Genomic DNA, 13915 nt, shown 5'->3' with positions numbered 1-13915 from the left:
TAACGCATGGCGGCCCTGGGACCTAGAGCCGGGGGGGACTTTGTTGGCCAAAAACAGCGTTGTGGCCATTGAAAAGCTTCGCGGGCAAGCCCGCTTCCACAAGTACGGCGCACACCTGATGGCTGCGCTGGACCTGTGGGAGCGGGCTTGCCCGCGAAAGCTGCCTATCAGGCGCCGACGAGTGCCGGTTGGCCTTCGTTCTCTGGATGCAGCGGCAACAACGGCGAATGCGGGTCGTTGTTGATCGAAGCACGCCACACGTCGATCCAGGCGGCATGATGCTCGGCCCAGACCTGTTCATGCAGGCGCGACAGCGCAACCGGGTCGCTGAGCAAGGCAAGACGGGTGTTCAGATCCAGGCCTTTCGGCCCCACTTCGATCGCCTTGGCCACACGCTCGGCGCGCAGTGCTTCGATCGGCGCAGCCTGGCCGTGACGGGCAGTGGCCATGGCACAGGCCAGGGCGTTCTGCCGCGGGTCGACTACAGCACGCACGAAGCCGTCGTGCAGGGCATGCCAGCGGTTTTCGTGGGTGTACTGGTCGGTGGACAGCAGCTCCTGCGGCGTCGCGTACTCCTCAGGGATGAGGAACAGCTTCTCGTCCTTGGCCGCGAGGCCCAGGCGAGTGCGGCTGGAGATCACCGACACCGGGATCGACAACACCAGCGAACCGACGATCGGCGCCAGCCACCACAGGAAGCTCGGGTTCAACCACGCCACCAGTGCGGCCCAGGCAAAGCCCAGCAGGGTTTGCGGGCCATGGCGGCGCACTGCCTCGCTCCACGGGGTGGAGTCGTCGTCACGCTGCGGCGAGTTCCAGGTCGCGGCCCAGCCGAGGAACGCGGCCAGCACGAAACGGGTGTGGAAGATCATCCGTACCGGCGCCAGCAGCATGGAGAACAGCATCTCCATCAGCATCGACAAGGTGACCTTGATGCGTCCGCCAAACTCGACCGCGCCCTTGGCCCAGATCAGGATGATGCTGAGCAGCTTGGGCAGGAACAGCAGCACGATGGTGGTGGAGAACAGCGCGACGGCCTTCTCCGGGTGCCATTGCGGCCACAGCGGATAAAGCTGGTACGGCTCGATGAAGTATTGCGGCTCCATCAACGTATTGGTCGCCAGCAGTGCGGTCGACAGCACCAGGAAGAAGAACCACAGCGGCGCCGACAGGTACGACATCACCCCGGTGAGGAACACCGCACGGTGCACCGGGTGCATGCCCTTGACCAGGAACAGGCGGAAGTTCATCAGGTTGCCGTGGCACCAGCGGCGGTCACGCTTGAGCTCGTCGAGCAAGTTGGGGGGCAATTCTTCGTAGCTTCCCGGGAGATCATAGGCGATCCACACGCCCCAGCCGGCGCGGCGCATCAGCGCGGCTTCGACAAAGTCGTGGGAGAGGATCGCACCGGCGAACGCGCCCTTGCCCGGCAACGGCGCCAGGGCGCAGTGCTCGATGAACGGCTTCATGCGGATGATCGCGTTGTGGCCCCAGTAGTGCGACTCGCCCAACTGCCAGAAGTGCAGGCCGGCGGTGAACAGCGGGCCGTAGACGCGGGTGGCGAACTGCTGCATGCGCGCATACAGGGTGTCCATGCCCGACGCCTTCGGCGCAGTCTGGATGATACCTGCGTCCGGGTTGGCCTCCATCAGGCGCACCAGGCTGCTCAGGCACTCGCCGCTCATGACGCTGTCGGCGTCGAGCACGACCATGTACTTGTACTCGCCACCCCAGCGACGGCAGAAGTCGTCGAGGTTGCCGCTCTTGCGCTTCACGCGGCGACGGCGGCGGCGGTAGAAGATGCGGCCAAAGCCCTTGGTCTCGCGGCACACGTCCAGCCAGGCCTGTTGCTCGGCCACGGCGATGTCGGTGTCGTTGGTGTCGCTGAGCACGAAGAAGTCGAAGCGGTCGAGGTTACCGCTGGCCGCCACCGACTCGAACGTTGCCCGCAGGCCAGCGAACACACGTGGCACGTCTTCGTTGCAGATCGGCATCACCAGCGCGGTACGTGCTTCGGGGGCGATCGGCTCATTACCGGCACTGCTGCCGGAGATACGGTATTTGTCCCGCCCGGTGAGCAGCTCCAGGAAGCCCATCAGCGCGGTCCAGAAGCCCGCCGACACCCAGCAGAAAAGGATACCGAAGAGGATCAGAATGGACGTCTGCAACGCATACGGCCAAACCTGCACCACGGTGTCCCACAGCGGCTGGTTGAGCACTTCGTCAAGGTCGACGAACGACCAGCCCTGGTACGGCAGAATGCCCTTCATGTACCAGCCGGCGACGATGGTCTGGCCGATCATCAGGGTCAGCAGGATGTAGCGGCGGATCGAGCCAACCGTGCGCCAGCGAGCCTTGGGCAGCTCACGCTGCTCCGGCTGCGGCGCGTTGGTGCGACCGGTCATGCGCCGCCACATGCGGATCAGCACGTTGGTGCGCCAGGGTTCGGGCACCACACGGGTACGTTTGATCGGCGGCGCGATCTTCAGGCACAGCCGGCCGCTGCCGTCGACGCCGAGCATCTCGGCCTCTTCCAGCTCGGCAGCGCTGCCCACGGTCAGGCGTGGGCCCACCGAAGCCTGCACGGCCTCGGCGGATTCGGCGGCCGGGTTGGCCGCCAGGCGTTGGTGCAGCTCACTGAACGAGGTACAGCTGGCGAGTTCCGCGCGCTGCTCGTCGCTCAGTGGGAGGTGGGCCAGGTACTCGCCAAGCGATACCGGCCTTGCGCTTGAGTTACTCATCGGCAGGCAACTGATAGCTCCAGGTCTCGGTCAGCACTTTTTCTTCGGTGGTGGCCGCAGTCCCGTTGGTGGAGGCCGCATCGGCGGCAGGTTGTTCGGCCTTGGCTGGCTCCTGCGCCTTGGCGGTTTTTTCGTGCTTGGCGTGCTTGGCGGCCGCCTTGTCCTGCTTGGCTTCTGTGGCAGGCTTGGCCGGCTCGACCGGTACGTCACGCACCAGCGCGGCGCGCATTTCGGTGGCTTTGTTGGCTTCCTTGACCTTCAACCGCAAGGTCAGGCGCCAGCCCTTGGTCTCAGGGTTGTAGCGCAGGTTGTTCTCGACCACCTCGGCGTTGTCGCCAACGCTGATCTGGCTGCGTACCGCGGCGTCTTCCGGCAGGGCCGCCAGGGCTGAACCTGCGAAATCGACCAGGAAAGCAACGCTGCCGTCCGGTTGACGGATCAGGTTGGACTGCTTGACGTCACCGGTGGAGCGCATGGTCTGGGTAACCGAACCCAGTTCCTGGGCCTGGAACTTCGCTTCGTCGATGGTCCAGTGCAGGCGGTAGGCGTACTCGAACGGCTTGCCTGGCTCTGGCAGGGTTTCCGGGCTCCAGAACGCAACGATATTGTCGTTGGTTTCGTCGGCGGTCGGGATCTCGACCAGATCGACGGTGCCTTTGCCCCAGTCACCTTTTGGCTCGATCCAGGCGCTCGGGCGCTTCTGGTAGTTGTCATCGAGGTCTTCGTAGTCCTTGAAATCGCGATGGCGCTGCATCAGGCCGAAACCACGCGGGTTCTCGACGCTAAAGTTGCTCACGGCCAGGTGTTTCGGGTTGTTCAGCGGGCGCCAGATCCACTCGCCGTTGCCGGCGTGGATCGACAGGCCTTCGGAGTCATGCAGGGCCGGGCGGTAGTTCATGACCTTGGACGGCTGGTTAGGGCCGAACAGGTACATGCTGGTCAGCGGCGCGACACCCAGGCGGCTGACGTGGTCACGCAGGAACACGCGCGACTGCACGTCGACCACGGTGTCGTTGCCTGGGCGCAGGATCAGCTTGTAGGCACCGGTGGAGCGCGGCGAATCCAGCAGGGCGTAGATCACCAGGTGTTTGTCGGCGGCCTTGGGCTTCTCGACCCAGAACTCGGTGAAGCGCGGGAACTCCTCGCCCGACGGCAGCGCGGTGTCGATGGCCAGGCCACGGGCCGACAGGCCGTACACGTGGCCCTTGCCGACCACGCGGAAATAGCTGGCCCCCAGCAGGGTCATGATTTCATCCTGCTTGTCGGCCTTGTTGATCGGGTACAGCACACGGAAACCGGCGTAACCCAGGTTCTTGGTGGTTTCCGGGTCGTGCGGCACGTCACCGAACTCGAAGCGGCTCGGGTCGTACTTGATTTCCTCGACCTTGCTGGCGGTGACTTCGTTGATCTTCACCGGCGTGTCGAAGTGCATGCCCTGGTGGTAGAAGGACAGCTTGAATGGTGTCTTGTCCTTGGCCCACTCGGCCTTTTCCTGCAGGAAGTGGATCTTCTGGTAGTCAGCGAACTTCATGTCGCGGAAGACTGCCGGCAGGTTGCTTTTCGGTGCTTCGTACTTCTGGCCGGCCAGATCCTTTGCCTTGGCTGCAACATCGTCAAGATTGAATGCCCACAGCTGGCCCGCGCTCATCAGGCCGACCAGTGCCGCACTGGCCATCAGGGCCTTGCGCAGCCCGGTGCTGGAGATTCTTGATGCTTTTTGGGGACTAACAATCACGAGCAACCCTCGCCGAAAACAGATCATGAAACCAACGGCCAGCGACAAATGCCGGGTTGGCGAGCACTGTTCGGACCCCGTGAGGGCGTAATGATTCCCCAAACGGTTCCAGACAATGCTCGAGTCAGAGTGAAACGAACCTGCGAACGCAGGCCCACGCAGCGCGCGATTATCCAGCAGGTCGCGTTACAACGCATCAGGCTGGACCAACTATTTATCGTACAAAACCCCTTGTTTTCCTACAAACAAAGGATTTTTTACCTCATATTTGTAACAGAAATGTCACTGGGCCATCATTGACCAGGTGCACTTGCATGTCCGCACCAAAACGCCCGCTCGCCACAGGGGCATGTTGGCCCTGAGCCTGCTGCAAAAGATAGTCGAACAATTCGGCGCCCAGTGTCGGCGGGGCTGCCGTCGAAAAGCCTGGGCGCATGCCGCTGCGCGTGTCCGCCGCCAGGGTGAACTGCGACACCAGCAGCAAGCCGCCCCCCACATCCTTCAGTGACAGGTTCATCTTGCCCTGCTCATCGCTGAACACCCGATAGTTGAGCAGCTTGTGCAACAGTTTATCGGCATGCTCGCGGGTATCTTCAGGCTCCACGGCCACCAGCACCAGCAGGCCCTGGTCGACGGCGCCGACGATCTCGCCGGCCACCTCTACCCGCGCGCCACGCACACGCTGCAGCAACCCCCTCATGCTTCTTCCAGGGGCAGGTCGAGCAAGCGCCGGGCCATCTGGTCGGCGGCGCGCACCAGGGCATCGGTGATACCCGGTTCGGACGCCGCATGCCCGGCGTCGCGGATGACCTTGAGTTCGCTGTTCGGCCAGGCCTGGTGCAAGGCCCAGGCGTTGTCCAGCGGGCAGATCACATCATAACGACCATGCACGATCACCGCCGGCAGGTGGGCGATCTTCGGCAGGTCGCGGATCAGCTGGTCCGGTTCAAGGAACGCGTTATTCATGAAGTAGTGGCATTCGATGCGCGCAATCGACAACGCCCGTTGCGGCTCGGAGAAGCGGTCGACCACCAGCGGGTTGGGACGCAACGTGGCCGTGCGACCCTCCCAGGTCGACCAGGCCTTGGCGGCGTGCATCTGGGCGATCTGGTCGTTGCCGGTCAGGCGTTTGTGGAAAGCCTTGACCAGGTCACCACGCTCGTCCGCCGGGATCGGCGCGATGTAGTCCTGCCAATAGTCAGGGAACAAGCGGCTGGCACCCTCCTGATAGAACCACTCGATCTCTTGCGGGCGGCACAGGAAGATACCACGCAGAATCAGGCCATGAACCCGCTCGGGGTGCGTCTGGGCATAGGCCAGCGCCAGGGTCGAGCCCCAGGACCCGCCGAACAGCACCCACTTGTCGATGCCAAGGTGCTCACGGATACGTTCCAGGTCCTCGACCAGGTGCCAGGTGGTGTTGTTCTCCAGGCTTGCATGCGGCGTGGAGCGGCCACAGCCGCGCTGGTCGAAGGTGATGATGCGATACAGATTGGGGTCGAAGTAGCAACGGCTCTGGGCATCGCAACCCGCACCCGGGCCACCGTGGATGAACACCACCGGCAGGCCTTCAGGCGAGCCGCTTTCATCGACATACAGCACATGCGGCGCTTCCACGGCCAGATCGTGCCGGGCGTAGGGTTTGATCTGCGGGTAGAGGGTCTGCATTGCGCACTCCGTGTGAGGATTAAGTCTGCCGTTGGGCATCATAAACCTGAATTGCGCTTTGAGCATGTGTCTGTGGCCAGATCATGTTATGCACAGGGCGCATGCCGCGCTGGATAGCCTCGCCGCTTTATCAAGCGAGGCTCGCAGATGACCGATATCCCCCACCCTCAGGCCCTGATCACTGACAAGATTCCCGCGTGGATGGTCAGTGCCACCGCGCAAACGCATCAACACATGCGCACTGCCCTGGGCTCGCCCGCCCCCTGGTTTACCAAGGCCTGCCAGTGGCAACCAGCTGTTGCCCAAACGCTGGCCAAGGAGTATGCAGCTTATCGCAAGGCCGAAGATGAGGTGGGTGCGCTTTTGGCGCCCCTTCCCGAACTGCAGCCGTTCGCCGAGCGACTGCTGGCCTCGGCTATCCAGCAGCGTTTCGGCCTGGATCTGGATGTTAACCGGACCTACCTGTTCAACGCAGCCAAGGCTGAGGCCTATCAGGCGGGCCTGAATGCAGACCCACTCATCAGTGCACAGCAGGCATTCACACTTGCAACCCAGTCCTTGCTGCACTGTGCCTTGCAGAACTTCGAAGCTGCCGAGGCGCAGCCTGGCGGCTTGGACGGGCACACGTTGCAGTCAGTCGTGCTGGACAGCAATGCATTCCTGGGCTTGCAGCCTGCCGGAAACCCGGTTCAGCTCAATGCCCAGGCATTCGCCTCATTGGTACGCGAGCTGGATATTGGCGGCCAGTATCAGGCGTTGGTTACGGCCGCCTACAACCCCGCTTCCGGCGGCACGCTAAGCAAGGCCGAGCAGTGCGCATTCAGCCTCGAATTGCACAAGGCCCATCTAGGCAGCCTGATCGACCAGCCCCTGTATGAGGCCTTGCTGAAACTCTGCCGCACCGGCGAGGCCGAGTACCTGGGCAGCCCACTGCGCTGTGCTTTCCTGGAACTGTTTGACGCCTCGTTTACCGGCGCGCTGATCATAGGGCTAGTGCCTTCTCCTGAACTGCTGTTGAGCTACGACGTCACGCAGCGTCCGTACAAGGATGTACTGGTCACTTATCTGCCGGGTGCGGCAGTACCGCTGAAAATGCACGCTAGCGTTGGCGAAGTGCAAGCGCACCTGCGTGAGCAGTTGTGGACCCTGCAGGTGCACCACCTGCAGCAGGCCGTGCCTGCCCGCGACAGTTCCACCTTCCTCGAAAAACTGCGCGACTGCCTGCAGCCGATAGACTGGGCATCGTTCACACCGATGCCAGGGCACCAAGGCGGCCAGGCCGAGCGTGTACGTGACCCCGAGGCCTGGGTAGCCGTGACGCTGCAGCCCTTTAACCGGCCACTGATCGACGAACGGGTCAGCCAGAAACGCCAACGGCACCTGGGCGATATCGCATTCCATGCCGTGTCGACCGCCCAGGAGGACCAGAAAAGTGCCGAGAAACGCAAGGCCTACTTTGCCCAGCTGGCGTTCGGCGCACTGAACATTGGTGCATTCGTCGTGCCGGGCCTGGGCCAGCTGATGCTGGGTTTGTCAGTCATTCAGTTGAGTTACGAGGTGTTCGAGGGCATCGAAAGCTGGGCTGACGATGATCGCGGACAAGCACTCGACTACCTGATGGACATCGTCGAGAACGTCGCGCTCACGGCGGCGCTCGCTGCAACCGGCGTGGCCGACGGCACACCAGCCACCGAGCGGATCCCAGTGGAAGCACCTTCGTTCATCGAGGAGCTGGCGCCGGTGGTCATGCCCGATGGCACACACCGCCTTTGGCTACCGGACCTGAAACCGTTCGCCCACGACATCTTATTGCCTGCCGGCCTGCAGCCGGATGAATTCGGTGTCTATCACCATGAGGGAAGCACTTGGCTGGCACTCGATGGCAATACCTATTCGGTCACACAAGCCCCCGATAGCGGCGGATACCGCGTTGTTCATCCAACCAAGCCACTGAGCTATGAACCACCCCTACGGCACAATGGTGCCGGCGCATGGCTACACCCAGCGGACAAGCCCGAGCAGTGGCAGGCACTGATGCTGCTGCGCCGTGCAGGCCACCTCAGCGGGCAATTCGACGATGAAACCGCCCTGCGCATTTTGCATGTCAGCGGCACCCAGGAGGACGTACTGCGCCAAGTGTTCAGAGCAAATCAGCAACTACCAGGGCCACTGCAAGACACCCTGTCGCGCTTCAGCCTCTACCAGGCGCTGCAAGCATTGCCTGAGCTGGCTGAGCCAGGCCAGCTCCACGCTGCATTCGAAAAACACTATCGCCAGCTGCCTGCGCCCCAGGCACCTGGTGCCGCTGCGGTCCAGGACCGCTATCCCCAGCTTCCACCGCCCGTCACAGCAGAGCTGATACGCCACGCCAGCCCAGCCGAACTGGAAGCGCTGAGCAAAGGCAATGTGCCCCTACGCCTCGCTGAAGAAATTCGCCCGCTTCAGCAACAGGTGCGGCTAAACCGTGCTTATGAAGGGCTTTACCTTGAACGAGTACGCAACTGGGATACCGATGTTCTGGTCTTGCACACCCTTGAGCAACTCCCTGGCTGGTCGGCCGACACCCGCATCACCCTTGAGCAGCGTCAGCACTCACCCGCCCAGTTCGAAAGCATCGGCCGCGACGACATGCCAGGCAAATCGATCATCAGCGCACGGGCAGGCTATGCGGTCCTGGACAGCCACAAGCCAGACGAACTGCTTTGCCTTCACGATTCGCTTTATGGGGCGCTGTTCGAGGTATTGACCCCGGCGCAAGGTATGGCGCTGGGGGTCGAGGATCAGCAGGTACTCAAGCGCTTGGTTCAACAAGCACCGCTCTTGCCTCGCGCAACATTGAGGCAGGCGCTGGGTATGCAGAGTGTGCGCCCAGGTTGGCGCTCGCCCATGCGACTGGCCGATGGCCGGCCGGGCTACCCTCTGGGCGGCACCCGCCCCCGCGCCACCAGTTTTTCAAGGCAGACCTTGCTCAACGTGATCCGGCAGATAGGCCAGGATGCCCCTGTCACGAGGCCTGCCGAACACATTCTTACCGCGCTGGAAAACAGAAACCTGACTCGCGCCCAGATCGATGAGATGCTCAGGCACCTGCTGGAGCAGCGCAATCAACTGCGAAGCACGCTGGCTGAGTGGCGACATAACGCGACACTGATGCCTGACCAGACGCCAGATGGTTTCGAGAGGCAGATGACTGCCATTTCGCAATACTGGTACGAGCGCGCATTTCTGCCGCCCGACACTGCCAGCGCGCCGCTTCGGCTTGAACACCTTTCCTTGGCTCAATTCCCCCTGCAACTGCCTGATTTTTTCACAGCCAGCGTCACGGACCTGCAGTTGATCGAAACATCGCCCGCAACCTATCAAGGCTGGAATCTGCACGCGCCGCAACTGCACAGCCTGCTTCGCCAATTCGCCAACCTGAGGTCGCTGGACATCAGCCGCCCCTACCAGCCAGAGGCTTTACCCTCTGCTTTCCAGTTCAGCTTGCCCGCTATTGCTCAGCACTTGCCAGCGCTCGAGTCGCTTGCCCTGACCCATCAGAACATCTCGCTTTCGGCAGTCGATATCGAGAGCTTGGGCCAGCTCACTCGGTTGCGACGGCTGGACCTGAGCGGCAACCGGATTTCCGGCCACTTCCCGCCCCTTTCCAGCGCACTGGGTCTCGATTACCTCGGCCTCGACAACATGGCGCTGGACCACTGGCCGCAATGGCTGGGTGAAGACACGGTGACCCATGTGCGTCACATTACCCTGCGCCACAACCAGATCAGAAACCTGCCGCGCTTTTTGCGGGATAACCGGATCAACATGGCGAACCACGCCCTGATCTCATTGCAGGGCAACCAGATCATCGACACCGATATGCTGAGTGTGTTGCTGGCCGAAGATGGCCGCGCGGCACGCTTCGAAATGGACCTGACGGAAGACTTCAGAGCACGCCTGGCGCTTCAGCTCAACCAACGTCAGCAACTGCGCGACTTCATTGACAACTATGTAAACGCCTCCAGTTCAAGCGCCCCTGTCAGCCATGCAGCGATGGCCAGCAGGACCCGTGTTGCAACCGCTTTGAACGAGTTCTGGCACTTCCAGGAAATTGGCCTGACGCGGGCAGCTCTGCGCCTGAACGATATGGCGCTGGAGCATTTTCCAAGGCGCTTGCCGGCGTTCTTTACTTCACAGGTACATAACCTTGTGCTTGAGAGCGTCAGCGGCTCAACCGCTCAACTCGATGCAGTGCTCAGCCAGTTTGGGCAGGTGACCCGCCTGACTGTCGACGACTACCAGCAGGCAGAACAGACACTGCCTTCTGCCGTGCTCCGCCTGCCGCGGCTTACCGACATGGCGTTGCGCCAATCGGGCCTGCTGATCGACCAGACGCTGATGAATACCCTTGGGCGTTTAACCACCCTCAACTCGCTGGACCTGACGGGTAACCAGATGGGTTCAATCACACAGGCCCCGGCATCCTTGCGCTCGCTGCGACGGCTCGATCTGAACAACATGGCCCTGGACCACTGGCCGGCCTGGGTGGACAGCCTCTTCCCGCTGGAAATGCTGGACCTCAGTGAAAACCGTCTTTCCGAGTTGCCCCCCCATATACTGGCCAACCTGGGGAACGACTTCCCCATCAGCTCCATCCTGTTATTCAGCAATCCACTGAGCGACGCAACCATCATGCGGGCCCGGGCATCCTCAGACAGCCAACGCAGCTTTACCTTCGCGCTTGACCTGTCGGACAGCACGAGCGAAACGACCGAGTCTTCGGAAGAAGGCTTGATGGGCGGCCACTTCCACCTCCCCTTTCTGGACCCGGCTGCTGACGCACCCAATGTGAATGACTGGCTGCTCGCATCGGACGTCGAAAACCAAGCCTTGAAAGATTGCTGGGAGCAACTCCAGGCATCCGGTGGTGCCGAGAGTCTCCTGGCGCTGGTAGGCCGTCTGCGTAACGCCGCCCCTTACCAGAATGGCAAAACCCGCGTGTCGTTCTGCGAACGGGTGCGCAAGGTGCTGGTGGGTGCAATCGTCAATCCGGACGACTTGGCGCTGTTCAATGAACAGGCCAGCGAAGCACTGCCACAGGATAACGGCGACCAGACCTGCCATGACGGCGCGTTGCTGGTGTTCCAGAATATCGAGCTGTTCATCGCCAACCAGCGCTTGCAGATCGATGCGGTAGATACCGAGGCCAACCTCTACCGGGAGCTGCGCCGCCTGTATCGCCTGCAGGCACTGGATGACGTGGCCAAAAGCGAAACTGGCAACAGGGATGAAGCCGAGGTTCGCCTGACCTATCGCCGTGAATTGAACGCCACGCTGGGGCTGGGCCAGCCAGACGACACCCTGCGTTACGCAATCAATGCCAGTATCGGCGAGCTGACATATGCGGAATTCCAGGTGCAGCGTGGTGAACTTGGCGAGGAATTCCTCAACTTTGCAGCCAGCAACACACGGTGGGTACAGCACTTGCGCCAGACCTACACTGAGCGTTTTGCAGAAATCGAGCAAACCTATCAACGGCAGGTGAATGAACTTCCGGATCAGTACCCGGACAGGTCCCTCGATAGGCTCGATGCGGAGTTCGAAGCATTGGAGCGAAGCAAGCAGGCGCGCGAGTTGCGGCTGATTCGTGAACTGACCTCCTTTGCCAACCCTGATCGCAGGCCACGCTCATCGACTGAGTAGGCATAAAAGCGCAACTGCCTGCGCGGCGTCTCATCAGCCGCCGCGCAGGTGTGAGTTTGGCCGCTAACGACCGTACCGCTCACGGCCCCATGCCAGCGCGGTCTCCAGCAGCTTGCGCAACACCCCTTGAGTCGGCTGCGCAAGGTCCTCGCGATAAGCAAAAGGCTCCACTTCCTCCATGTAGGTGCTCTGCGCCAGCTCCAGTTGCACGGCGTGAATGTGCTGCGCCGGGTCGCCATAGTGGCGGGTGATATGGCCACCCTTGAAGCGCCCGTTCAGCACATGGCTGTAGGCCTGCGCTTCGGCACAAACGCCACGCAGCCGTTCGGCCAGTTCCGGATCGCAGCTGGCACCGTTGAATGTGCCCAGGTTGAAGTCCGGCAGTTTGCCGTCGAACAGGTGCGGGATCAGCGAGCGGATCGAGTGGGCATCCCACAGCAGCGCGTAGCCGAACGCGTCGCGCAGGCGTACCAGCTCACGTTTGATAGTTTCGTGATACGGCCGCCAGATCTGCTCCAGGTAGGCCTTGCGCTCATCGGCGGACGGCACCAGGCCTTCCTTGAACAGCGGCTCGCCCTCGAACAGCGTGGCCGGGTACAAACCTGTTGTAGCGCCAGCGTAAAGCGGCTTGTCGTCATCCGGCCGGTTAAGGTCGATGACGAAGCGCGAATACTCCGCCGCCACCACGCTGGCACCCAGCTCACGGGCGAAGTCGTAGAGGTGCGGGATATGCCAGTCGGTGTCGGGCAGGCTACGCGCCGGCTCGACCAGGCCATCGTGTACGGCCGGGGTGAGTTGCAGGCCCGCATGGGGCATGCTGATCAGCAGGGGCAAACGGCCCTGGTGGAAACTCAGTACCTTGTCCATCTTGCCTCGCTCAGTTGGAAATTTCGTGGCCCTTGCGCACCACGCGCTTGGGCAGGTCGCCGCCCAGCCAGTAGGCCAGGTCGGCAGGGCGCTCGATATTCCAGGCAACGAAGTCCGCCACCTTGCCGGCTTCCAGCGTACCGTGGCTGTGGCCCAGGCCCAGCGCCGCGGCAGCATGCGTGGTAACACCGGCCAGGGCTTCTTCCGGAGTCATGCGCAACAGTGTGCACCCCATGTTCAGCATCAACCGCAGCGACAGCCCGGGAGAGGTGCCGGGGTTGAGGTCGCTGGCCAGGGCGATCTTCACGCCGTGACGGCGCAGGGCGTCCATCGGAGGCAGCTGGGTTTCGCGCAGGAAATAAAAGGCGCCCGGCAGCAGCACGGCGACGGTACCGGCCTTGGCCATGGCAATGGCGTCTTCCTCGGCCATGAACTCCAGGTGGTCGGCCGACAGCGCCTGGTAGCGCGCCGCCAGGCTGGAGCCGTGCAGCGACGAGAGCTGTTCGGCGTGCAGCTTGACCGGCAGGCCCAACTCGCGGGCCTTGATGAACACTCGCTCGACCTGGGCCGGGGAAAACGCCAGGTGCTCGCAGAAGGCATCCACGGCGTCTACCAGCCCTTCCTTGGCCAGGGCCGGCAGCATTTCGTCGCAGATGTGCGCAATGTAGTCGTCCGCCCGGCCCGCGTACTCCGGCGGCAGGGCATGGGCAGCCAGGCATGTGGCGCGCACTGCCAGCGGCAGCTCGTCGGCCAGGCGCCGGGCCACGCGCAGCATCTTGCGCTCGTTGGCCAGGTCCAGGCCGTAGCCGGATTTGACCTCGATCGTGGTCACGCCATCGCGCATCAGCGCCTGCACTCGCTGGCGGGCGCTGGCGAACAGTTGGTCTTCACTGGCGGCGCGGGTAGCCCGCACCGTGCTGGCGATACCACCACCCTGCGCGGCAATCTCGGCATAGCTCACGCCCTGCAGCCGCTGTTCAAACTCGCCGCTGCGGTTGCCGCCGAATACCGCATGGGTGTGGCAGTCGATCAACCCAGGGGTGACCCAGGCGCCGCCGAGGTCTACCGTGCGGGTGATGTCCAGCGCCGGCACGTCGGCACGCGGGCCGATCCACTCGATCAACCCGACATTGCTGACGATGGCCGCGTCCTCGATGATCGAGTAGCTGCCCTGGGCCATGGTTGCTGCATGGCAGTGCTGCCAGAGGGTTCTCATACA

7 protein-coding genes and 1 pseudogene are annotated in these 13915 nt (G+C 62.5%); 2 read left to right on the top strand and 6 right to left on the bottom strand.

The features are described from left to right. Positions 1-167 precede the first annotated feature (167 nt). The 4 genes from mdoH to pip all read right to left on the bottom strand — a co-directional run bounded on the left by mdoH (position 168) and on the right by pip (position 6144). Positions 168-2741 carry a glucans biosynthesis glucosyltransferase MdoH gene (gene mdoH / locus ACIPIJ_RS18950; RefSeq protein ID WP_401079442.1) on the bottom strand — a complete coding sequence of 858 codons (2574 nt, stop codon included), beginning with the start codon at positions 2739-2741 and terminating at the stop codon, positions 168-170. Then, entirely contained in the window at positions 2734-4476 is a 1743-nt protein-coding gene (locus ACIPIJ_RS18945; protein ID WP_401079440.1) for a glucan biosynthesis protein G, read from the bottom strand. Before ACIPIJ_RS18945 ends, mdoH begins: the two co-directional genes overlap by 8 nt. Before the next feature lie 262 nt (positions 4477-4738). Beyond that, positions 4739-5176 (bottom strand): D-aminoacyl-tRNA deacylase, encoded by a 438-nt coding sequence (dtd, locus tag ACIPIJ_RS18940; RefSeq protein ID WP_401079438.1) that lies wholly within the window; start codon positions 5174-5176, stop codon positions 4739-4741. Then, the gene (pip, locus tag ACIPIJ_RS18935; RefSeq protein ID WP_401079436.1) at positions 5173-6144 is read right to left on the bottom strand and encodes a prolyl aminopeptidase; all 972 of its coding nucleotides are present in this window, start codon (positions 6142-6144) and stop codon (positions 5173-5175) included. The genes dtd and pip overlap by 4 nt, the downstream gene beginning before the upstream one ends. 147 nt (positions 6145-6291) lie before the next feature. Between pip and ACIPIJ_RS18930 the strand changes: the two are divergent. Continuing rightward, positions 6292-7272, top strand: a pseudogene (locus ACIPIJ_RS18930) (dermonecrotic toxin domain-containing protein); the annotation flags it as partial. Between the two features lie 24 nt (positions 7273-7296). Further along, a complete protein-coding gene (locus tag ACIPIJ_RS18925) occupies positions 7297-11829 on the top strand; it encodes an NEL-type E3 ubiquitin ligase domain-containing protein (RefSeq protein WP_401079851.1) in 4533 nt (1510 codons plus the stop codon). Between the two features lie 63 nt (positions 11830-11892). Here ACIPIJ_RS18925 and hutG read toward each other — a convergent pair whose 3' ends face one another. After that, positions 11893-12696 (bottom strand): N-formylglutamate deformylase, encoded by an 804-nt coding sequence (gene hutG / locus ACIPIJ_RS18920; protein WP_401079434.1) that lies wholly within the window; start codon positions 12694-12696, stop codon positions 11893-11895. 10 nt (positions 12697-12706) lie between these two features. Beyond that, positions 12707-13912 (bottom strand): imidazolonepropionase, encoded by a 1206-nt coding sequence (gene hutI, locus ACIPIJ_RS18915; protein WP_401079432.1) that lies wholly within the window; start codon positions 13910-13912, stop codon positions 12707-12709. Between the last annotated feature and the right edge of the window lie 3 nt (positions 13913-13915).

The organism is Pseudomonas sp. NPDC087185, assembly GCF_044744955.1.
Taxonomy (GTDB): domain Bacteria; phylum Pseudomonadota; class Gammaproteobacteria; order Pseudomonadales; family Pseudomonadaceae; genus Aquipseudomonas.
This window is presented reverse-complemented; position numbering and strand designations above follow the sequence as displayed.

Bases quoted from the DNA above. Each gene is read 5' to 3' on its own strand.
- mdoH (WP_401079442.1), bottom strand. From the start codon at position 2,741: ATGAGTAACTCAAGCGCAAGGCCGGTATCGCTTGGCGAGTACCTGGCC.
- dtd (WP_401079438.1), bottom strand. From the start codon at position 5,176: ATGAGGGGGTTGCTGCAGCGTGTGCGTGGCGCGCGGGTAGAGGTGGCC.
- pip (WP_401079436.1), bottom strand. From the start codon at position 6,144: ATGCAGACCCTCTACCCGCAGATCAAACCCTACGCCCGGCACGATCTG.
- hutG (WP_401079434.1), bottom strand. From the start codon at position 12,696: ATGGACAAGGTACTGAGTTTCCACCAGGGCCGTTTGCCCCTGCTGATC.
- hutI (WP_401079432.1), bottom strand. From the start codon at position 13,912: ATGAGAACCCTCTGGCAGCACTGCCATGCAGCAACCATGGCCCAGGGC.